19 protein-coding genes are annotated in these 21,200 nt (G+C 44.3%); 12 read left to right on the top strand and 7 right to left on the bottom strand.

The features are described 5' to 3' along the window. Window positions 1-19: 19 nt before the first annotated feature. The 6 genes from CPIN_RS11485 to CPIN_RS11460 all read right to left on the bottom strand — a co-directional run bounded on the left by CPIN_RS11485 (window position 20) and on the right by CPIN_RS11460 (window position 5,895). On the bottom strand, window positions 20-502 hold the full coding sequence (locus CPIN_RS11485) for a DUF3347 domain-containing protein (RefSeq protein WP_012789962.1): 483 nt from the start codon (window positions 500-502) through the stop codon (window positions 20-22). Window positions 503-578: 76 nt separating this feature from the next. Continuing rightward, window positions 579-998 carry a hypothetical protein gene (locus CPIN_RS11480; protein WP_012789961.1) on the bottom strand — a complete coding sequence of 140 codons (420 nt, stop codon included), beginning with the start codon at window positions 996-998 and terminating at the stop codon, window positions 579-581. A gap of 603 nt (window positions 999-1,601) precedes the next feature. Next, window positions 1,602-2,567, bottom strand: a complete 966-nt coding sequence (locus tag CPIN_RS11475; protein WP_012789959.1) for an MBL fold metallo-hydrolase — start codon at window positions 2,565-2,567, stop codon at window positions 1,602-1,604. Window positions 2,568-2,641: 74 nt separating this feature from the next. After that, window positions 2,642-4,063: an RtcB family protein gene (locus tag CPIN_RS11470; protein ID WP_245552103.1), complete on the bottom strand. Its 1,422-nt coding sequence runs from the start codon at window positions 4,061-4,063 to the stop codon at window positions 2,642-2,644. Between the two features lie 107 nt (window positions 4,064-4,170). Next, complete coding sequence (locus CPIN_RS11465) at window positions 4,171-4,971, bottom strand: FkbM family methyltransferase (RefSeq protein WP_012789957.1); 801 nt, start codon at window positions 4,969-4,971, stop codon at window positions 4,171-4,173. Window positions 4,972-4,998: 27 nt separating this feature from the next. Then, entirely contained in the window at window positions 4,999-5,895 is an 897-nt protein-coding gene (locus CPIN_RS11460) for a hypothetical protein (protein WP_012789956.1), read from the bottom strand. Window positions 5,896-6,225: 330 nt separating this feature from the next. Here CPIN_RS11460 and CPIN_RS11455 point away from each other — a divergent pair, with 330 nt between their 5' ends. The 12 genes from CPIN_RS11455 (at window position 6,226) to CPIN_RS11400 (ending at window position 20,250) form a co-directional block, all read left to right on the top strand. Continuing rightward, a complete protein-coding gene (locus tag CPIN_RS11455; protein WP_012789955.1) occupies window positions 6,226-7,461 on the top strand; it encodes an acyltransferase family protein in 1,236 nt (411 codons plus the stop codon). A 59-nt stretch (window positions 7,462-7,520) separates the two neighbouring features. Next, window positions 7,521-8,285: a polysaccharide biosynthesis/export family protein gene (locus CPIN_RS11450; protein ID WP_012789954.1), complete on the top strand. Its 765-nt coding sequence runs from the start codon at window positions 7,521-7,523 to the stop codon at window positions 8,283-8,285. An 8-nt stretch (window positions 8,286-8,293) separates the two neighbouring features. Further along, window positions 8,294-10,648: a GumC family protein gene (locus CPIN_RS11445; protein WP_012789953.1), complete on the top strand. Its 2,355-nt coding sequence runs from the start codon at window positions 8,294-8,296 to the stop codon at window positions 10,646-10,648. Continuing rightward, window positions 10,641-11,990, top strand: coding sequence for a flippase (locus tag CPIN_RS11440; RefSeq protein WP_012789952.1), 1,350 nt, complete (start codon window positions 10,641-10,643; stop codon window positions 11,988-11,990). The genes CPIN_RS11445 and CPIN_RS11440 overlap by 8 nt, the downstream gene beginning before the upstream one ends. Beyond that, window positions 11,987-12,682: an FkbM family methyltransferase gene (locus tag CPIN_RS11435; RefSeq protein WP_012789951.1), complete on the top strand. Its 696-nt coding sequence runs from the start codon at window positions 11,987-11,989 to the stop codon at window positions 12,680-12,682. Before CPIN_RS11440 ends, CPIN_RS11435 begins: the two co-directional genes overlap by 4 nt. Further along, window positions 12,675-13,316 carry a class I SAM-dependent methyltransferase gene (locus CPIN_RS11430; protein ID WP_012789950.1) on the top strand — a complete coding sequence of 214 codons (642 nt, stop codon included), beginning with the start codon at window positions 12,675-12,677 and terminating at the stop codon, window positions 13,314-13,316. Before CPIN_RS11435 ends, CPIN_RS11430 begins: the two co-directional genes overlap by 8 nt. 6 nt (window positions 13,317-13,322) lie before the next feature. Beyond that, window positions 13,323-14,225 (top strand): hypothetical protein, encoded by a 903-nt coding sequence (locus CPIN_RS11425; protein ID WP_012789949.1) that lies wholly within the window; start codon window positions 13,323-13,325, stop codon window positions 14,223-14,225. 11 nt (window positions 14,226-14,236) lie between these two features. Then, window positions 14,237-15,673 (top strand): hypothetical protein, encoded by a 1,437-nt coding sequence (locus CPIN_RS11420; RefSeq protein ID WP_012789948.1) that lies wholly within the window; start codon window positions 14,237-14,239, stop codon window positions 15,671-15,673. 4 nt (window positions 15,674-15,677) lie between these two features. Further along, the gene (locus tag CPIN_RS11415) at window positions 15,678-16,781 is read left to right on the top strand and encodes a glycosyltransferase family 4 protein (RefSeq protein WP_012789947.1); all 1,104 of its coding nucleotides are present in this window, start codon (window positions 15,678-15,680) and stop codon (window positions 16,779-16,781) included. Continuing rightward, window positions 16,778-17,515: an FkbM family methyltransferase gene (locus tag CPIN_RS11410; RefSeq protein ID WP_012789946.1), complete on the top strand. Its 738-nt coding sequence runs from the start codon at window positions 16,778-16,780 to the stop codon at window positions 17,513-17,515. Before CPIN_RS11415 ends, CPIN_RS11410 begins: the two co-directional genes overlap by 4 nt. Before the next feature lie 84 nt (window positions 17,516-17,599). Beyond that, window positions 17,600-19,003, top strand: coding sequence for an undecaprenyl-phosphate glucose phosphotransferase (locus tag CPIN_RS11405; protein WP_012789945.1), 1,404 nt, complete (start codon window positions 17,600-17,602; stop codon window positions 19,001-19,003). Window positions 19,004-19,011: 8 nt separating this feature from the next. Continuing rightward, complete coding sequence (locus CPIN_RS11400; RefSeq protein WP_012789944.1) at window positions 19,012-20,250, top strand: WcaI family glycosyltransferase; 1,239 nt, start codon at window positions 19,012-19,014, stop codon at window positions 20,248-20,250. Here CPIN_RS11400 and CPIN_RS11395 read toward each other — a convergent pair. Then, complete coding sequence (locus CPIN_RS11395; protein ID WP_044218392.1) at window positions 20,234-20,983, bottom strand: hypothetical protein; 750 nt, start codon at window positions 20,981-20,983, stop codon at window positions 20,234-20,236. The genes CPIN_RS11400 and CPIN_RS11395 overlap by 17 nt on opposite strands. Window positions 20,984-21,200 lie beyond the last annotated feature (217 nt).

The following is a 21,200-nucleotide window of genomic DNA, read 5'->3' as shown; positions in this document are numbered from 1 at the left end:
CTTGTGCGTGTTCTGTTAATTATTTCAGCGTCTCGGTTACTTTTCCGCAGGTAAGCATCTGCTTGCCGTAGTAAGGATTTTTTACCGCAGCTTCATTACTCAGCCAGTAGCTTTTCTGCATAGGGCAGTACTGCTGGTACACCGGAGTATCTGAGAGCTTAGTGGTTTTGGCCAGTGTGAAGAAATTATTGGAGAAAGATTTGAATTGTTCGCGTTGTTTATTCAGGTCTGTGGTGGCAGCAATAGCGCTGGCATCCGCAGTCAGTTTTTCCTGCAAGGGCATAAACGCTTCATGTTCTGCTGCGGATAATGCGTGCATATCCACACCAGCGATGGCTTTTACAAATTCAGCCGCTTTAGCGTTTGCCGTAGTAGCGTCACTGCTCACCAGTGCATTCTTTATGTCGTAGTAAAGTGATAACAATTTAGATAATGCGGGATTTGCAGCCTGTGCAGAGAAAGTAGCGAATAATATAGTGGTTGCTATGATAAGACTTTTCATTGTAATCTGATTTTAGTGTTTGAATAATAGAAAATTGTTTGCCTTAGTAGTAAGGCAACTGATTATTCAAACAAAATCAAATCTGAAAAGATTGAATCGACACCCGGATGTCAATGGGTGGCGGATGCTGACGAAGTATAACATATCGGTGAGGAGCAGCAGCCAAGGATACTGGTGGCACAGACAGCCATCTCACGGGAAAAAGCACCGCCTGTAGTGGCAGCCACTTAATATCATCGTGATGGAACTGGGTTTTGTCCAGCAGTTCAAACCTGATCATACCGTCTCCGCAGCAACGGTGGGAAGATTTCTTTGGTGCATGATCCATCTGATGCTTTGCATGCATATCGTGCATGTCGTGCATCTGGTGGGTATCATGGTGCCTGTCCGTCCAGAGACCTGACTCCAGTGCGCAGGCAAAACCAACCGCCGTATTCATCAGAAATACGATCAGCAGCAAAAGCGCCCTAAATGATATAGTCTTCCCGGACTTCATGTGAAGACAAAGATAGGTGCCCTAAACGGAAGCTTTGTTATATAATTTCAAGCGCTTGTTATATAATTTATGGCCGCTGTTATCTTTTAAGCAGGGCGGCAGCCATTAATAAGAAAGCTACTATCAACAGGGCATGTGCTGTTTCCCGGTTTTCGGCGTTTTGTACGATGAGCTGTTTGATTCTGGTCATTTTGAAGGATAGTATTATAATTTTTTATGGAGGCGCGGTCTGCTGTATTACGGGTTGTGTCTATCTGGAAATATCCGTATTTATACGCAGCATCTTCCGCAGTATTACGCTTACTTAACTGGTTCTCTTATAGTAATTTGCAGCTTCATCGGACAGGAATTTCACTTTCGCAGGTTTCGCTCCGTTCACATGGAGCGGAACTTGTAAAGTGGAATAGTGACGAGCGTTGCAAAATATAACGCAACCAATATAGGATTATTATTATTTGAAACAAAGTTATAATATCAATATAGGTGTAATCGTTTCTCTTTCAACAGGCCATGCGCCAGACCCCATCCTTAATTAATAAAATAGCTCCCGCCAATAACGGGAGCTATTTCACTTATAATCAAACATTTATATTCGGCAGTTAACTAGCTATACCTCTTTTTTGCTTCACTGGCCAATAATGCGCCTATACCTACCAGTGCCAGCACGGCAGCAGCCCGGAGTAAGGTTTTACGATTATTAGGCGCCGGAACGTATTCTACACCACTGATACCTGCAACGGCAGGATCTCCGGTATAACGTCCATGTGCCGGCACAGCCTGTTCCTGAAAGTTATCTGCGAGTTCCTGTAATGCAGCAAGCGCCTCTCCCTCCATCGGATGTCCGTGACCGGTAGCCACAATACTGGGTTGTAATGATGCAAGATGACGTACTGATTTTTCCGCAGCTAACCAGTCATATGTGAAGTAACGGGGCGGACCAGACAGCTTTCTTTCCTGTTTCAGAACAGACAGTAATGATTCCTGCTGAGTAGTGACAAAGGCATCTCCGGCCAGCAGTACACCGTCATGTTCTCTATAGAGGCTGATATGGCCAGGTGCGTGACCAGGGGTATGGATATATTTCCATTCTTTTAGTCCGGGAATATTTCCCTGTTCAGGTAACAGCAGTAATCGTCCACCAAGATCAATGGGGTTTTTGGGAAACAAAAAGGAGAGCCAGGTAAACAGCCCGCCACCTGCTGACGGATCAGGGGGTGGATAAGCAGAACGCCCTGTCAGATACGGTGCTTCCAGATAGTGTGCATATACCGGTACATCCCATTCATCTGCCAGCTGTTTCACAGTGCCGACATGGTCGAAATGACCATGTGTCAGGATAATGGCAGCAGGTGTTGCCTGCGGCCAGAATAATTCCCTGGCCACTCTTTTGATTCTGGCAGCGGCGCCACGCAAGCCTGTATCTACCAATATCCAGTGATTCGTGGAGGGGTCATGTACAAAATAGACATTGACAATCCTGTCACGTACACCCCATACACCAGGTGCTACAGAAAACCACTCATGTTCTGCGCATGCTTTAATTTTAACCAGTGCTTGTTGCTTTTTCATACTTGTTGGAATTAACATGAACACTGTCTTCTCTCTCTCAAAACTCATGCTCAGTCCAACAAGCCCAGCCGTTATTAATCTTCTTTACTCCCGTCATCAGCCATTCTCACTATTTTTGGTGTGAATTTCGCCACCACATCTACCAGGTCTTTTTGCGCATTCATCACCACATTGATGTCTTTATACGCCATAGGTGCTTCATCCAGACCTGCACCAATCAATGTTACCTTATTTTCCTGCAGGATCGCTTTCATCTCCTGGTGGCTGATATTTTTCGTAGCCTGTGTACGGCTCATCTGACGTCCTGCGCCATGAGAAGCAGAATTAATAGCGAGGTCTTCACCTTTACCTCTCACCAGGAATCCCGGTGCGGCCATAGAACCCGGAATGATCCCCATTACACCTTTACCGGCCGGCGTAGCTCCTTTACGATGTACAATCACTTCTTCCCCATTCCAGATCTCTTTCCAGGCAAAGTTATGGTGGTTTTCCACTTTCGCCAGAAGTTGTCCACCGATAGCCTTCGCCATTTTATCATGGATCACTTCATGACATGCAGAAGCATAGTCACCTGCCAGGTTCATTGCCAGCCAGTACTCCTGACCAGCTTCGCTGTTCATATCCAGGTAAGCAAGATTTGCTGCGTCTTTTGGCAGTTTACAAATATCTTTCGCCAGTCGGGTATAATGACCAGCCAGTGTTGCACCCAGTCCTCTTGACCCGGAATGTGACAACAATGCCAGGTATCTACCTGCGGCAATGTTCAACAGTTTATCCTCTTCGGAGAATTCAATGATACCCCATTCTACGAAGTGGTTACCACCTCCGGATGATCCTAGCTGAGACCATGCTTTATCATGCAGGTTTTTAATAAACTGTGTCATGTTAAACTCGTTACGATCCAGTACGGCATGTTCTGCACGTTCCTTTCTCATAAAGCCATGTCCTGCACCGAAACGGGTATGCGCAATCAGTTCTTTTTTATAAAAATCGTGATTTTCGAAATAATGGTTCTCCGGAATATCGAAGATGGACAGGGCCATACGGCAACCGATATCCACACCAACACCATAAGGTATTACGGCATTTTTTGCAGCCAGTACACCACCTATCGGCAATCCGTACCCCTGATGCGCATCCGGCATCAAAGCACCTGCTACCGTAACAGGCAGACGCATGGCAATATTCATTTGTCTGACAGCTCCTTCGTCTATATGTTCCTGACCATATACCGCAAATTCCTTTGCCGTTACATTCAGGTCAATTGTTTCGTCTTTTGGCGCGCTGGCTTCTTCAATCATCTTAGTCGCCAGGTCTTCCAGTATCTCATGATCCAGGTATAACTCCGGTTTTTCTGCCAAGGCTTTCATCATAGATAAAACCATATCACGGTCAGCGTCCTGGTAATGCTTTTCCAGTACTTCCAGCGCAAGGCCCAATATTTTTCCCTGAGTAAAACCGATAGCTAACAGATCGTTACCATTAATCCTGTTCATATGCATTTGTTATTGGTTATAATAATAATGCAATATTCAGGACAATGTGCGCACTTTTTCTGCGCACTTCAAAATTATTTGGAGGAAGTAATAAAACTATATAATTATCAATGCTTTATAGCCACAATATTTTGAAAAGCAAAGATTTCAAAGGCGGCTACATTGTATTCACCCAGGGCTTTCAGACCATCTGGTAGCAGGCGGTAAAAGTCATATCCCGGCAGAATGTCGATGATATCTTTAAAGAAGGTACGTGAGATGACATTCATCTCATTGAACTCGATCTGAATAACACTGATGCGACCTTCTTCGATGGCTTTACGTGCACCTTTCAATACATTCAGTTCGTTTCCTTCGGTATCTATTTTCAGCAAAGCGATCCTGGACAGTCTGTTATCTTCGATGAACTCGTCGATTGTCGTCAGATCGATCGGTATTTCCTCCACTTCGCTTTTACGAAAGTCGGCAATCACTTCTTTATACATACTGGCGTGTTCAGAACCTTTGTTTTCCACATAGTCATAAATATAGGTGGTCAACGCAGTTTCTCCGGCGCCCTTCTGCACAGGAATAAAATGATGTACAGAAGCTGCTTCTTCCAGTTTATTAAATGCAACAGGGTGAGGTTCGAATGCATAAATAGGAAGCGATACCTTTTTATTGCGCAACATGACAGAATAGCCGCCGATATTAGCACCTACATCCAGGATCACACCTGAGTTGAATCTACCGGTGGAGAGCATATATTTAACAAAAGCGTTTTCTCCGCTGATATCATCATTCTCGTGATTCATGATCCCCAGGCCTCTCATACTTAGCTTATATAACAGCAGATTAAAGGAGTAGAGTGCTTTGCGCGCAAAGATGAATACATAGACTTTCCTTAGGGTGTCTGTGAGCACATTCATTGGTTGATTGTTTGGATTGGAGTTAGTTTATAGTTGTTCCTGTACCCCTGTTGCAACGTTATGCACGGGCATACCTTTAATACATTCATATCTCTCGTGGCCAGACAGGTAGTTGAGGTACCCCTTTTTATCACGGCTTTCACGGAAACGGGAATATACATAACCTTCTTCAGGTGTAAGTGCTTTCAGCAATCCCAGACGATGTTTTTTCACAAAATAAGCATTATTACCTATAGAATTGGATCCGACAAACGCATATCCTTTTTCTTCGGCCAGCATACACAGCGCTTTCAGCGACGCGCCAAAATACAGGTGACTGTAGTGCGCACGCTCTCTGACAAAGTCCGGCTTGTAGGGCACGGTAATGGCTTTCTCAATACCAAACACACTATTATATTCTGCTACTACGATAACGGGGTCAACTATATTAATCGCCTTCCACACCCAATAATCATTACCATCAATATCTACCGATAATAATCCTATCTCTCCTTTCAATCCCTGCGAACCGATCAATTCATTAATATTATCTGTGGTAATAAATGCCTTGACTGCTTTCAGGTCGTGCTGATAATAAATATCGTCAGACTGTATATAACGTATACTCTTTTCAGAACCATCAATCACCATCCCCGACCAGTTATTATACTTCAACAGAAAACGCGTATTGGATTCAACATAGTTTTCCACACCGAATTCAACAAAAGTTGTTTCAGGTATATGTACTTTATTAATGAGGTATTGAATAATACCATCGTCTCCCGTTTGCGAAAACACTTTGAATTCGGCGGCTGCAATGTTGTCCAGCACAGGCAGATCCTTGTTCTGACGGGCTAACAGGGTACCTAACAATAAAAGATCTGTTTGCTGGGCTTTCCTGGTGGTATACAAAAAATGGTGCAGGACATTAACCAATTTCGTCATTCGTTTCATTAAAAACATGGTATGAGTTAGGTGAACGGAGTGCTCTCCGAAAATGTGTCAACTCATAAATACAGAAATAATATAAATATTGTTCATTTCGTAATAATTTCTAACATATCCGGTTTAGCGACTCTTCTGCGGATACTCAATATGACAGAGGCGTAGTTCCGCCTGCTTATCTTTTTTTTGCAATTTTGTGCATATGATATTTTTGATTTAACTTGCTTGAGTCTACGAATGCATAATCAATAAAATCTGCAAAATTCTCATTTGCATAATGGTCCCCCAGCCGTTATAAGGAATTTTATTGTTCTATCTGATAGCCATTCCATGACTCCTAACACGTCCTCACCAAGATACTTCTTCAGCCTGGATGCCATAAGAGGCTTTGCTGCTCTTATTGTAGTACTGTGCCACTGGCAATTTTATTTTTATACCGATCAGACGCTGCAAACCAAACCGCTTGAAGAGCTTGGGTTGCCTTTATTTCCCTTCCTATCAATTTTTTACCACCACGCTTTCTTTGCGGTGGACCTCTTCTTCCTGTTATCCGGATTCATCTTCTTCTGGTTTTACGCTGATAAAATCGCGGACAGAAAAACACCTTTTGGCAATTTCATGTGTTACAGGATTACGCGACTGTATCCTGTTCACCTGCTTACACTGATCGCCATTGCGTTGATACAGTATGTCATGTTCAGCATGAACGGACATACCTTTATCATTCAGAACAATGACACCTACCACTTCCTGCTCAACTTCCTGGTAATACACAGCTGGGGATTTGAGAAGACGCCTGCACTGAACGGATTCAATGGTCCTTCCTGGTCTGTATCAGTAGAACTGCTGCTGTACCTGCTCTTCTTCCTGATTGCGTGGAGAAAACTCCATCGCAACAAAGGGCTGATTGTTGCCATGATCGTGGCCGGCGCGGTAATACAGTATATCTATTCCATGATCGGACAAGGTATTTATTCCTTCTTTCTCGGCGGACTCACCTATCACATCTATGCATGGATGGTGGAGAAAAAAAAGCTGCGTCGTATCGCCAATGGGGTGACGATAGCTGCCTTTGTCCTCTGGGTCATTGTCGTGAGCGAATATGCATTTTCTTACATCAGGGATTTCTCCATGCCACTACTGAAAACCCTATTACCCGGCAAAGATGAAGCCTTCCATACTGCATTGTTCAATCTGTCGCGTAATACCTTCTTCCGCACTATCATATCGCCTATCACTATACTGACGCTTGCATTGACGGAAACGACCAGGGGCGGACTAAAAATAAAATGGATGCTGGTACTGGGTAATGCCAGCTATGCATTGTACCTGCTACATTTCCCCCTGATGGTAACCTTCTTCATCATGGTAGATATGCTGGGCATCAGCAGGGAGGTATTTCATTCACCGCTTACACTGCTGATATTCTATGCTGTATTGATTCCACTAAGTATACTTACTCATTATTACTTTGAGCTTCCCATCCAGGAACTATTCAGAAAGCGGCTGCTCAGGAAGCCTGCGCCGGTGCCCGTTACTGCGGTCAACAATCAAATTACCACGTAATACATAGTGCCAATAACGTCTTACTGTTATCACCTTGTTTTTATTAATCAAAATCGAATATGATAGCTAGAATCCATTTACTGTTATTTATTGCCTCGGCCCTTCTTACAGGCTGTGTCAACACCAAAAAAATCACCTATTTCAATGATCTGGAGAAAATTAACGGAATTGAAACCGCCAACAGGTTACAATCCTTCAAAGTACAGCCTGGGGATATCTTACAAATTACCATTACCACGATCGACAAAGACATTTCACTTATCCTGAATCCCACTGCAGTCAGCTCGACTCCTATGAGTCAGCAGGGTATGGATCCCGGCTATATCGTAGATAGTGCCGGGTTTGTCAGTCTGCCGCTGATAGGAAAAGTGCATGTAAAAGACAAAACGACTTCAGAGATCAATGACATCATTACACAGGAATTGAACAAGACGATCAGAAACCCGTATGTATCGACGCGTGTGGCCAATTTCAGGGTCTCGGTATTGGGTGATGTCGCCCATCCCGGCTCTTACCGGGTAGCCGGTGAAAGAGCCTCCTTACTGGATGCACTCAGTATGGCCGGTGACATGAACCCCACAGCCGTCCGCAATGATATTATGATTATACGGGAGGTGAACGGAGAGAAAACATATGTCTCCCTTAACCTGAATGATGGCAAGACACTGGCTTCGCCATACTATTATCTCAACAACAACGATGTCATCTATGTGAAGCCTGGCTCTAACAAACTATTTGGCACATCGAAGCTGGTGCAACTCTTACCTGCAGCAATCGGCATTCTTTCTCTAATCACCACCATCGTTATCGTCTCTGTTAAATGATACACCAAATGAATCGAAATAAAGATCTTAATAATAAAAATGCGCTGATCGATCTGGGAGACCTGTTCAAAAAACTGCTCTTCCACTGGCCGCTTTATCTTATTGTGCTCCTGATCGCCACTGCCGGCGCACTCACATACCTGAAATATGCCCGTCCGAGATATATGTCCAGCGCCAAGCTGTACCTGAAGGATGAGAAAAAGAACGGAGAAGAATCAGATATGCTCAAATCACTGTCCATCTTCAACAACGGCAAGAACATCGAAAATGAAATGGAGGTACTGAAATCGCCTATTCTTGTTGAAAAGGTGATACGGGAGAACCGCTTTAATGTACGTTACTTCCAGAAAGGCGCCTTTCGTAATGAAGAGATTTATGATCAGAATCCCTTACAGCTGAACTTTCTCAGCGACAGTGCACGTGTAGGTAACTACAAACTTGACATTACACCTGATAAAAATCTGCTGAATGTCAAATGGGTCAATAATCCGAAAGATGAAGACATCGTCTTTCATGTACACTCAGGCGATCCTTTCTTTATCGGTAAAGACCGCTTCAGTATTACTTATCATCCCTCTATAGATCCTTCCAATCATACCTTCCGTATTCAGGTAGATTCCGTTGAAGAACTGGCCTATGATAAAATAGATGATATCGGTACGGCCCTGGTAAACAGAGATGCTACTGTGGTGATGGTCACCTATGAAGACCGTGTTGCTGCACGTACGGCTAACTTCCTCAATGCCTTACTGGACGCCTACAATGAATATACGCTGGACGATAAGAACAGGGTAGCCTTGAAAACCATCCGCTTTCTAACCATACGTATCGATTCATTGAGAGATGAACTGGGATTCCTGGAGAAACAGGAAGAACGCTTCAAAGTACAGCGCGGTATCACGGATATAGAAGGAAGCTCTAAACTGGCCCTGGAACAGGTAAAAGAAGCCGATCTCAAACTGAACGATGCCAATATGCAATTGTCAGTATTTGACCAGGTAGAGTCTTATATCAATGATCCTGGAACAGATTATCCATTTGCACCCGTACTTGGTAATGTCGACCAGGCACTGACAGGCATGATCAACCGGTATGAAGAGCTGCTGAAAGAAAAGAAACGCCTCTCGCTGTCGCTGCAACCAGGTAGTATGATCTTGCAGAATATGGATGCACAGATCTCTGACGCGAGAAATACGATCAAGAATTATATCTCCGGGTATAAACGGAATGCGGGAGTAGCACAAAATCAGATGCAGACAAAAGTAAACCAGATACAGGCGAAGATCGCCAATATCCCTGCATATGAAAGAGAATACATCAATATCAAAAGACAGCAGAGTGTAAAAGAAAACCTCTATCTGCACCTGCTGAAAAAGAAGGAAGAAGCAGCGATCTCTTACGCCAGTAACGTAACCGACAACAAAGTACTGGCCCCTGCATTCATTCCTGCGAAACCGGAATCTCCAAAGAAAACGCTGGTATTTGTAGGTTTCCTGGCAGCTGCCCTGGTGCTCTGTACCGTGTATATCTACATCAAGTATTTCCTCAACAACAGGGTACTGGATAAATCTGAGATCGAACAGGCTTTTGGCAGACCGGTAATGGCGGAGATCTACCAGGACGAGACAGGACAAAAAGACCTGTCCCTGCATAACAGATCTGTATTACTGGAACAGATCTTTAACCTGCGTACAAACCTTCGTTTCCTGCTGAATGAGCATCATAGTCCGGCTACCATCATGATCACGTCCAGCATTTCCGGTGAGGGAAAAACTTTCATGACCGCACATCTTGGTAATGCGCTGACGGTGAACAATAAAAAAGCGATCCTGCTGGAACTTGACCTGCGTAAACCTAAGTTATCGCGTTCCCTGGGACTGGATAACCAGGTAGGTATTACCAGCTATCTCGTTGAGAGTAAAACACTGGAAGAAATTATCAAAAAGGTACCCGGTACAGATCTGCACATGATCTCTTCTGGTCCTATTCCCCCCAATCCGGTTGAATTGATAGAAAGCGCCAGAATGCGGAACCTGCTGGAAACACTGAAACAACGGTACGACTACATACTGATAGATACGGCGCCGATCGGTATCGTTTCTGACGCCAAGAGCCTGGCGCCATACGTGGATTGTACACTCTTCATGGTACGCTACAATTTCACATTGAAATCTAAGATGGCAGCTGTTGCGGAAACTGTCAGAGACAGTTTCTTCCGTAAGTCAGGTGTCATTTTCAATGGTATAGAACAGGACTCTTTCTATCCTTATTACTACTACGATCACTATTCATATTCTGAGAACGCACAAAAAGAAAAGGTATGGTCCTCATTAGCTAAAAAAATGAAACAACGCATTGCATAAAATATTTACAAATGGTGGTTGGCTGCTGGCTGATAAACTGGCCAGGCTCTTCATCGGTCTCATAACGATGGCGATGATTGCGCGGCATATTGGTCCGGAGGCATTCGGCATCTGGAACTATGCGCTTGCCCTCACAGCCATTGTGGGTAGTCTGGCGATACTGGGACTGGATAAGGTAGTTGTCAAGGAAGTTGTTTCACATCCCCAAAGAGAAAACGGCATTATTGCCTCTACGCTGGTCATCCGTTTTGCTGCCGGTTTGCTGGCATTCCTGGTTTGTACGGCAGTGGTATACTTTACGAAGTCCGATTCGCCTTTATACCTGTATTGTACACTGATCACAGGTCTGACCATCATACTGCAGAGCTTTGATGTATTTGATTATTTCTATCAGGCGAAAAATGAAGTACAACAGGTGATTATTCCCAAGGTGGTCCTGTTTATTTCCTTCTGTATCATCAAAATTGTGTTCGTCTATCTGAATGGCACCTTATTAATTTTCTTATGGTTGTCATTCGCAGAGCTGCTGCTGACCTATCTGATCATACTGATCAACTATCTGCGGAAGGCCAACAGGCACCTGATCATGGCAGTCAGTCTGACCGAAGTAAGGTATCTGTTGTTACACAGCTGGCCGCTGATGTTCACAGGTGTACTGATCGTGCTTTACCTGAAATCAGATCAGTTATTGCTGGATACGCTCAGCACGGCTGTACAGGTAGGAGAATATGCGGCAGCAGCCAGGATCTCTGAACTGTGGTATGCATTGCCTACAGTGATTGCTACTGCCCTCCTGCCGGGGCTGATCACAAAAAAGAGGGCGAGCATTGATGCATATATACAGGCCATGGAAAGGTGGTTAAGATTGTCATTCTGGACCAGTACAATGATCGCGTTGGTAATGAGCTTTTTTGCGACACCTGTTACGCAGCTCTTGTACGGTATACAGTATCCTAAATCAGGTATTATTCTGTCTATTCACATCTGGGCAAATATCCCCGTCTTTCTCTGTACTGCGCTGATGCAGTACCAACTGATAGAGGGTTCTTACAAAACAAATCTATACGCCAGCGTCGCAGGCCTTGTTGTAAACATTTTCATCAACATACTGCTGATACCATCCCTGGGCGGAACCGGAGCCGCTATCGCCACTGTGGTATCTTATGTGGCGGTATGTACTTCATTGGTGCTGCTCGACAAAACAGGCAGGCTCGTCCTGCTTATGCAAAAAATGTTATACCCGGCAGAAGCAGTAGCGGATGTCAGGTATATGTTCGACGCCTTCAAAATCTTTGCAGACAATTTCTTATCAGTAATCCGTGAAAAGTATTTGACGAAATGACGAGTGTAAAAAAAATATTAGCAACCCTGGCCTCAAAAGTTGCCCCACAGATCCGGTATCTGGCGCCGGCTTATAGCTCCGAAGGAGAAGATCTTATTCTGAAAAGGATCTTCGACAATAAAACAAACGGTATATATGTCGATGTAGGTGCACATCATCCTTTCCGTGTGTCTAATACTTACCTGTTTTATAAAATGAAATGGACAGGTATCAACATTGATCCCATGCCCGGCTCAAAAGCGCTTTTTGATAAATACCGGCCGCAGGATGTTAACCTTGAGATGGGGGTATCCGCCACCAGGCAGCAACTGACCTACCATATATTCAACGAACCGGCACTGAATACCTTCTCTCCTGACAAGGTAGAAGAGTACACACAGGATCCGAAATACCAGGTTATTAAGGAAAAGAAAATAGAGACCTGGCCATTAGCAGAGATACTCGATCACTATCTGCCCAAAGGGAGGTCTATTGACTTTCTCACCATCGATGCGGAAGGGCTGGATATGGACGTGCTCAGGTCGAATAACTGGCAGAAGTACCGTCCTACCTACATACTGGTAGAATCGAATCCTTTCCTGCTTTCTGATATGGATAACTGCGAACTGGGACAATTTATGCAACAGGCGGGGTATGCCATTTTCGCAAAAACCTATTATACCTACTTCTTTAAAAACATGAATCATGAGTAAGTTATATGTCCAATATGGTTGTGGACCTTTTTCAGCACCCAAAGGCTGGAAAAACTTTGATGCATCGCCGACACTGCGTATACAACAGTTGCCCCTGATCGGTGGATTGCTGAAGAACAGAATGCATGTAACCTTTCCTGAAGATGTTTTGCTGGGCGATATTCTCAGAGAATTGCCGGGTATAGATCCCGACTCCTGCGACGGCGTATACTGCTCTCATGTACTGGAACACCTGGCATATGATGATTGTGTACTGGCCGTACAAAACACTTATAAAATGATGCGCCCGGGTGGTTACTTCCGCTGTGTCGTACCAGACCTGGAAAGCGCTGCACGGGAATATGTACAGGACCTTTCAAATCATGACAGAGAGGCGAATACCAAATTCCTGGAAAAGACCATGCTGGGCAAAAAGCAAAGACTACGTGGCTTTAAAGGACTCATTCAAACCACACTTGGCAACAGGGAACACCTGTATATGTGGGATACTCCTTCACTCACCAATATATTACAACAGGCAGGATTTAAACAGGTAAGGACCTGCCAGTTCAATGATTGTCCGGACGATATGTTCAGACTTGTAGAAGAAGCATCCAGATTCGAGAGCGCAGTTGCATTAGAGGCTATAAAATAAAGCACATTGAATACACCTGTTTTATTACTCATTTTTAACCGTCCTGGTCAGACCATGCGTATAATGGAAACTATCCGTATGCAAAGACCCTCACAATTGTTCGTAGCAGCGGATGGTCCCCGCCGGTATAAAGCCGGAGAGGATAGTCTGTGTAAGGAAACCAGAGATACCGTACTTAATTATATAGACTGGCCATGTGAGGTAAAAACCCTGTTCAGGGATCATAACCTTGGTTGCGCCAGGGCTGTGAGCAGTGCGATTGACTGGTTCTTTTCTGAAGTGGAGGAAGGAATTATACTGGAAGATGATTGTTTACCCGATCCTACTTTCTATACACTCTGTTCACAATTACTGGAACGCTATCGTGATAACGACCGCGTCATGCATATAGGCGGTAGTAATTATCAGGCCGGCATTAACAGAGGCGATGGTTCCTACTATTTCTCCCGTTATGCACATATATGGGGATGGGCTACCTGGAGAAGAGCGTGGCGTTATTATGACTTCTCGCTACAACGGTATCGGCATTATTCCACCAAAGAGCTACCGCCTCAGTTTATAAGAGATCTGGACACCTTCTTTGAAGAAAAAGTGGATACCTGGGATACACAGTGGTTCCTTTCAGTGCTTTTTAATAAAGGACTGGCGATCACACCCAACACGAACCTGGTCAGGAACATTGGTTATGGCAAGGACGCCACGCATACCAGAAATGAACCGGCCTGGTTTAAGAAGATGGTATATGGCACTATTCCGGACATCAGACATCCTTCGTCCATCAAGCTGGATGACGAAGCGGATAATTATACGACAGATACGGTATTCAGCTGTAGTTACTTCTTTCACGTGGTCAAAAAGATGGTAAAAAATAATACGCTGTTGTACAGTCTGTACAAACGCATATCATAAAACGGAAGGCGATGGATAGTATCTATAACTTACTTGTCAGCAGTAATATCTATGTAGAGATCTTTAAGGAAACCATGCCACTGGTGATTGCCGGCGCCTTGCTGCACCTGCATTACAAAGGGCGTATTACTGCACTGGAAGCCTTATTGTATGCTTTTTCTACAGAGGCGTATACGATGCTTAGAATCGGACCTACTTTTACGGCAACGTTCTTTGTGAGTGTCGCGTTTACAGTTGAACAGCTACATTATCTTATCAAAGGACAGATCTTCATTAACCGGCGATATCTGTTATTACTTGTACTGCCTGCACTCTCCAGTCTGGTGATATTTCTGATCGTGCAGCTATATAAAGATCCGTTCTATTATCCCCCTGGCAAACAGAATGACTTCTATCTGCGACCGATCTACTTTTATATCAAAACATACTTACCACTATTTGCCATAGGTGCTAAACTGTTACAGGATAAGGAACAGCTGTCTTTCGAGTATTATACAGGCGTGATGAAAAAGATCGCTAAGTTCTCTTTTGTCATTGCCGGACTACAGATCTTCTGTCAGCTTATACTGCGAAACGAAACAATGGGAGAACTCATCGGTTTACAACACCGGTATATGGTGGAGTCTTCCGGATCTGCTTTCGGGATGCGTGTGCAGGCTTTGTTTGGAGAACCAAAAGTATTCAGCGCTTTCCTTTCGGTATCTATTCCTCTTTTCATACGTGATAAAGAATACCGGCTGGCCGCATTGAGTATCCTGATGGGTTTACTCACCGTATCACAAACCTTCTGGATCAATATGCTATCAGCAGGAATTACTTTCCTGGTAATGGGACGCATGCCATCTACCCGCATGAAGATAGCTGGTACACTAGGCATTATCATCAGCCTGTTTCTTATCATCAATGAATCAAAAGACTATTTCATCAAACTGTATGCAAAAAATCAGAATAGCGCAATGTATCAGCTGGTATTTAAAAGATCCGTATACAGGTATGATAATGAGATCTGGCAGAAAGACAATGTTGTGTTGGGGATGCCTTTGCAACGTGACATGGAACTACCGGTAGTAGACTTCTTCAAAGATCAGCCCTATCTGCTGTTATCAGGATACGGAGCGGGCAATAGTACGTTTATTCCTGCACAGTATTTCTTTGGACAGATGAACTATGAGAACAGGCTCAATGGTGTAGGAGGACATAATCTCAATATGCGATGGTTTTACATACTGGCTGAATTTGGCTTCTTCTCGCTGATCATTTTCTTTTTCATACTCACACATACGCGGAAGGATATCCCTGTATTTCAAAGCAGTTACTTTGCTTTTATATGGGTCTGTTTTTTCTTCAGTCAGATCGATCTTTTTCTTATTGTCACGGCACTCTTATGTGCACATGATGAAAATGAATCACCGGCGCCGGGTATATATCAACTGAAACATTCTTATTAGGCTTATGCAGATTTTCCTGGACAATATCGTATTTACCATACAAAAAGCAGGCGGCGTATCAGTATACTGGTATGAACTGTTGCAGGGAATGTGCAATGCAGGTTTACCGGTCAGTTTCCTGAATGCAGGGCTTAATCCTGGTAATATCTTTGAACGGCAGCTGAACTATCAGCAGCATCCCTGTATCCGGGAAAGCTGGATACCCCCAAAATATCTGCGTTATCTGCCCCTGCAATACACGTTGCCCCATAGCGCCATATTCCACGCCGGATACCTGCGCGTATCCCCCCAGAAAAATGTGCTGAATATTATGACAGTGCATGACTTTGCGCATGAGCGCAGAATCGCCACCCGTTTCCCGAGAGGGCTTGCCAATACAAGACAGAAAGCTTATGGCATCAAACGGGCGGATGGTATTATCTGCATATCTGACAGTACCAGAAAAGAATTACTGCATTTTTTCCCCGATACCGATCCCTCAAAATTAAGGGTAGTGTACCACGGCATTGCCGATACTTTTTTCCCGTTAGATAAAACAGCTCCTGGTACTGCTTCCCTGCCTGCAGGCATCAACAAACCTTACATCCTGTATGTAGGCGGAAGGGACAATTACAAAAACTTCGCGATAGCACTGGATACGATTGCCCTGCTTCCATCTGCTTATATGCTTGTAGTAGCGGGCGGAGGACCCTGGCATAAACAGGAAAAGCAGCTGATAGCAGAAAAACTACCAGGGCGTTACCTGATTGCGGAGAATGTACATCCTGCCGATCTGAATACGCTTTACAACCACGCCACTTGTCTGCTCTATCCTTCCTGCTATGAGGGCTTTGGCTTTCCTCCGGGAGAAGCAATGAAGGCTGGTTGCCCTGTGGTAACCACCAACTGCACCTCCATGCCTGAAGTGGTAGGAAACGCCGGACTGCTGGCTACCGAAATAACAGCGAGATCATTTGCGGAAAAGATCCTGCAACTGGAAGATAATAGCTTCCGGCAGGAGGTTATACAAGCCGGGATCGCACAGGCAAGCCTGTTCACCTGGGAAAAGAGTGTCAGGGAAACAATACGTTTTTATAAAGATTGCTGGAACAACAAATTTGCATCATGAACCTTATCTTCAAACTGGCAGACGCTGCCAAAGTCTTTTTACAATCCGGCAGAGGATTAACTTCACTCCTGAAGAAGGGCGTATCTATCGCCTCCACGCAACTGTTACACAACTGTAAGCATTACATCCCCGAAGTGAACACCATCCTGGATGTAGGCGCCAACAGGGGCCAGTTTGCTCTTTCTGCCAAACACTTTTATCCGGGCGCTGGTATTCATTCCTTCGAACCCATACCGGAGGTGTACTCTACTTTACAACAGAATACACGACATATTCCACGGATCCATACCTACAACTTTGCATTGGGCAGTACAAACGGTGTGCTGGAGTTTTATGCGAATCATTATTCACATGCCAGCTCCGCCTTACATGTATCCTCTCTGCAACAACAGCTGTTACCACAGACGGCAGAAGCAGATCAGATCAAAGTGCCTGTAAAATGTATGGACGATCTGCTGCCGACATTGCCTGTAAAAGCGCCGGTATTACTGAAACTGGATGTACAGGGCTTTGAGAAGGAAGTATTAAAAGGAGCAGTACATTGCCTGGGGCAAATAGATTATCTCCTGTTTGAGACATCCTTTGTACAGATGTATGACGGAGAGCCATTGTTCGACGAAATGCACAATTATGTAAAGGAGCTTGGCTTCGAATTTATAGCACCGGTAGGCTTTTTACAAACAGACGATCTTCAGATCCTGCAAATGGACCTTCTCTATAAAAGAAGGAGATAATCTTCCGGAGTTTAACCTTTAAGAGCACGTTATTTCATAGTCGCACCCCAATTCTATCATGCACCAGTATAAAAGTACATCCATATGAAACGACGTATTCATGCTACTCAGTTTCTAAGGCAGACGATCGACTACATAGTACTGACTTCCGCATTTTTGTTAACCAGACAATACATCGCGGATAAAGGAGATGTGTTCTTATCCAATTTCAATGTCCTCCTGCTGATGACAAGTCTGTTCATATGGACCGTCACGGGAACTTCTCTCCGGATGTATGACGACTACCGGAAGACGTCTTCCTATTCCTTCGAATTTGTAGCCATACTGAAAAACGTATTGCTGCATGTATGCATATTGTCTTTTCTGTTCTTTTACTTTTTTAAATCATACCCTTATCCCCGTACTTTCACGTTACTGTATGGAGTGTACATATTCACGGGTATTATTACGACCAAGTATATTGTTAAGAAACTCACATTACGCTGGAGGTCCCTTCACCGCAATCCTAAAAACGTGCTGATTGTCGGCACGGGACAAACGGGTATGAATTTTTACCACACGATCACGGCTAATAATCACTTTGGTTATAACTGTGTGGGCTTTGTGGATGATCAGACCAACTCGCTGGTAAACGGACGTTACCTGGGAAAGATCTCCGAACTGACCAATATCCTGGAGTCGAATGAAATTGATGATGTCATCGTTGCATTACCGGAATCTTCCAGAGAACAAACCCAACAGATTATTGTGACCAGTGAAAGAGCTGCCAAAAGGGTACAGCTTATATCAGATATGCAGCAATACTGTACGCCTACCACCAGTGTCAATCTGTTGGGGAACATACCGTTGGTGAACCTGCGTTCCTTTGCCCTGGACGATCCCGGGCATCAGCGGCTGAAACGGGCATTTGATATCTGTTTTACACTCACCATGATGCTCTCGTTCAGCTGGTTGTTTATACTGATAGCGATACTTATTAAAATATCTTCCAAAGGACCAGTGATCTTTAAACAGGAAAGATGGGGCCTGAATAACAAAAAGATTACCTGTTACAAGTTCCGTTCCATGAAAGTACAGGCCTCCGAAGTAGACAGCAATGGTAAGTTCCTGCAGGCTACCCGTGATGACCAACGTGTAACAAGTATAGGACGCTTCCTGCGTAAGACCAACCTTGATGAATTACCACAATGTATCAATGTGCTGATGGGCAATATGTCTTTTGTAGGACCACGTCCGCATGCCACTCCCCTGCATATTGAAGCAAGAGAAACGATACAGCACTATATGCTTCGCCAGATGGTAAAACCTGGTATTACCGGCTGGGCACAGGTGAATGGTTGCAGAGGCGAAACCCGCTTTTCAGGACAAATGCAGAAACGCGTTGACCTGGATATCTGGTATATAGAAAATTATAGTTTCTGGCTGGACTGCCAGATCATCTTCCAGACAATGATGAACATGATCAAGGGAGATAAAAATGCGTACTGATAGCTGATATGTCGAAACGTTTATTACTGATAGGCGGCAACTTTGCCCCTGAACTGACGGGTGTAGGAAAATACAATGGAGAGATGATCGGATGGCTGGCAAACAATGGTTACGATTGTACGGTCATCACGTCTTTTCCGCATTATCCACAATGGAAAATACAGGCGCCCTATACTAAAAGCAGGTATTGGTATAAAAAAGAAACGGGATATTATGGTCATGTGAAGGTCTACAGATGTCCGCAGTATATTCCCGCACGGCCATCTGGTGGCAGACGACTACTAATGGACTTTAGTTTTGCGCTCAGCGCATCTTTTCAACTGTTACTGGAGTTATTCAGAAAGAAAGCCGACTTCGTAATGGTAGTGGCGCCTCCATTTCATCTGGGATTACTGGGTGTGTTATACAGCAAACTCAGAAAAGCGACTTTCATTTATCACGTACAGGACTTACAGATAGAGGCCGCCCGGGATCTGCATATGATATCTTCCCCTGCCCTGATAAAGCTGCTTTTTGGTATCGAAAGATTTATCCTAGGCAGGGCTGACATTATCAGCAGTATTTCTGAGGGGATGATCCAGAAAATCAGGGAGAAATGCGGGCATACTATTACCAGTTTTCCGAACTGGGTAGACGTACGCCTATTTCATCCGCTGGAACATAAACAGGAAATCAAAACGGCGTATGGCTTCGCAAGCAGCGATACTGTCATACTATATGCAGGTGCGATCGGAGAGAAACAGGGGCTAGAGGCTATTCTACATGTAGCGCAACAGGTCAGGCACCAGTCACACATCAAATTTCTGATCTGCGGTGCAGGTCCGTACAGGGAAAAGTTGCACCAGCAGGTACATGCACAGGGCTTGCGTAATATTCAATTCAGGGATCCGGAACCATTTGACAACTTCAACCGCTTGCTGAATATGGCGGATGTACATCTGGTCATCCAGAAAGCAAGTGCGGGAGACCTGGTGATGCCGTCCAAACTGACCACGATCCTTGCGGTGGGTGGCGTGGCGGTAGTTACTGCAAATGAACACACTAGTCTTTATAAAGTAGTAACGGAAAATGAAATAGGGATTGTCGTGCCGGCAGATGATGCCGGTGCATTGGCAAGCGGCATTTTACAGGCTGTCACTAAAAGCCAAGAGCACATCACCGGAAATGCCCGGAGATATGCTCTTGAATATCTTTCTATTGACAAAATAATGTCGAGGATGGAGGATACCATCAGGGCATCCACATAATATTGGCGCCTGCAGTAGTCGTGTTCACACCAGCATTGGAGGAGGTGAAGTTCACCCCACAGAAACTGACCATTGTAGTAGTACCGTTGATGGCAACATATACCGTACCCGATGCACCATAGAATGGTTGCAGGGAACTTACAGTTGATACGATTCTTACTCTGCCCGGAGCGATTACGCCATCATTTACCTGAATGGTGTAAGTACCTTCAGTAGGAGGCTGATTACCCGGGAATTGAAAATCACAGATAGCCAGGTTCTTACTTTCTGCTCTGATCAGGTAGTTTGAACCACTTACCATACCAGTAACAAGGTTGAAGGACATGGTGGTCGCCTTCACTATTTTCAACACGTTACTATCCAGGCCACATGGGTTCCATGGACCGGTTATCGTGATCTTATCAGATGTAGCCGTGTAAGTACAACCGCCATTAGTTACCACACTTAATGTATAAGTCTGGCTTCCCTTTGGAGGATTAGGGATTACAGGAGCTCTTTCATGAGATACATAACCGCCGGGGCCTTCCCAGGTATAAGTTTTCGGTTCATCAATACCAAAAACTGATAACCTAAGGGTATCATTCTGGCCCAAAGGTGCGTTAGAGGATATTTTAGGTTTCAGCCCTAGGTCACATACGGTTTCTTTACCACCACCTGCACCACCACCACCACAGGCTACTAATAACCCTGAAATTCCAATAACGAATGCTAATAATATATACTTATGCCGCATTGCTGAATATTCATCAAAACCCTTAATACTTTTAAGACAATATTTCGAAATAAGATTCCGTTTAAATGATATCATAAGGTTACAGGATATTGGATATAGGTATACGCTGACTCTTTCATTCCTGCTATCTCAATCCGTATTGTTGCAACACTACCAGTCTACCCGACACTGACCGGCCTGTACCTGATTTTTCCATATAGGGAAAAATTGATAAAAT

This window comes from Chitinophaga pinensis DSM 2588 (assembly GCF_000024005.1).
Lineage (GTDB): Bacteria > Bacteroidota > Bacteroidia > Chitinophagales > Chitinophagaceae > Chitinophaga > Chitinophaga pinensis.
Note: the sequence above shows the minus strand (reverse complement) of the source record. Positions and strands in the feature narration are given on the sequence as shown.

What these genes read in the sequence shown, in the direction of transcription:
- CPIN_RS11445 (WP_012789953.1), top strand. Translation starts at nt 8,294, where the DNA reads ATGAATCGAAATAAAGATCTTAATAATAAAAATGCGCTGATCGATCTG.
- CPIN_RS11455 (WP_012789955.1), top strand. Translation starts at nt 6,226, where the DNA reads ATGACTCCTAACACGTCCTCACCAAGATACTTCTTCAGCCTGGATGCC.
- CPIN_RS11470 (WP_245552103.1), bottom strand. Translation starts at nt 4,063, where the DNA reads ATGAACAGGATTAATGGTAACGATCTGTTAGCTATCGGTTTTACTCAG.
- CPIN_RS11450 (WP_012789954.1), top strand. Translation starts at nt 7,521, where the DNA reads ATGATAGCTAGAATCCATTTACTGTTATTTATTGCCTCGGCCCTTCTT.
- CPIN_RS11430 (WP_012789950.1), top strand. Translation starts at nt 12,675, where the DNA reads ATGAGTAAGTTATATGTCCAATATGGTTGTGGACCTTTTTCAGCACCC.
- CPIN_RS11420 (WP_012789948.1), top strand. Translation starts at nt 14,237, where the DNA reads ATGGATAGTATCTATAACTTACTTGTCAGCAGTAATATCTATGTAGAG.
- CPIN_RS11415 (WP_012789947.1), top strand. Translation starts at nt 15,678, where the DNA reads ATGCAGATTTTCCTGGACAATATCGTATTTACCATACAAAAAGCAGGC.
- CPIN_RS11400 (WP_012789944.1), top strand. Translation starts at nt 19,012, where the DNA reads ATGTCGAAACGTTTATTACTGATAGGCGGCAACTTTGCCCCTGAACTG.
- CPIN_RS11460 (WP_012789956.1), bottom strand. Translation starts at nt 5,895, where the DNA reads ATGACGAAATTGGTTAATGTCCTGCACCATTTTTTGTATACCACCAGG.
- CPIN_RS11410 (WP_012789946.1), top strand. Translation starts at nt 16,778, where the DNA reads ATGAACCTTATCTTCAAACTGGCAGACGCTGCCAAAGTCTTTTTACAA.
- CPIN_RS11405 (WP_012789945.1), top strand. Translation starts at nt 17,600, where the DNA reads ATGAAACGACGTATTCATGCTACTCAGTTTCTAAGGCAGACGATCGAC.
- CPIN_RS11435 (WP_012789951.1), top strand. Translation starts at nt 11,987, where the DNA reads ATGACGAGTGTAAAAAAAATATTAGCAACCCTGGCCTCAAAAGTTGCC.
- CPIN_RS11465 (WP_012789957.1), bottom strand. Translation starts at nt 4,971, where the DNA reads ATGAATGTGCTCACAGACACCCTAAGGAAAGTCTATGTATTCATCTTT.
- CPIN_RS11485 (WP_012789962.1), bottom strand. Translation starts at nt 502, where the DNA reads ATGAAAAGTCTTATCATAGCAACCACTATATTATTCGCTACTTTCTCT.
- CPIN_RS11475 (WP_012789959.1), bottom strand. Translation starts at nt 2,567, where the DNA reads ATGAAAAAGCAACAAGCACTGGTTAAAATTAAAGCATGCGCAGAACAT.
- CPIN_RS11395 (WP_044218392.1), bottom strand. Translation starts at nt 20,983, where the DNA reads ATGCGGCATAAGTATATATTATTAGCATTCGTTATTGGAATTTCAGGG.
- CPIN_RS11480 (WP_012789961.1), bottom strand. Translation starts at nt 998, where the DNA reads ATGAAGTCCGGGAAGACTATATCATTTAGGGCGCTTTTGCTGCTGATC.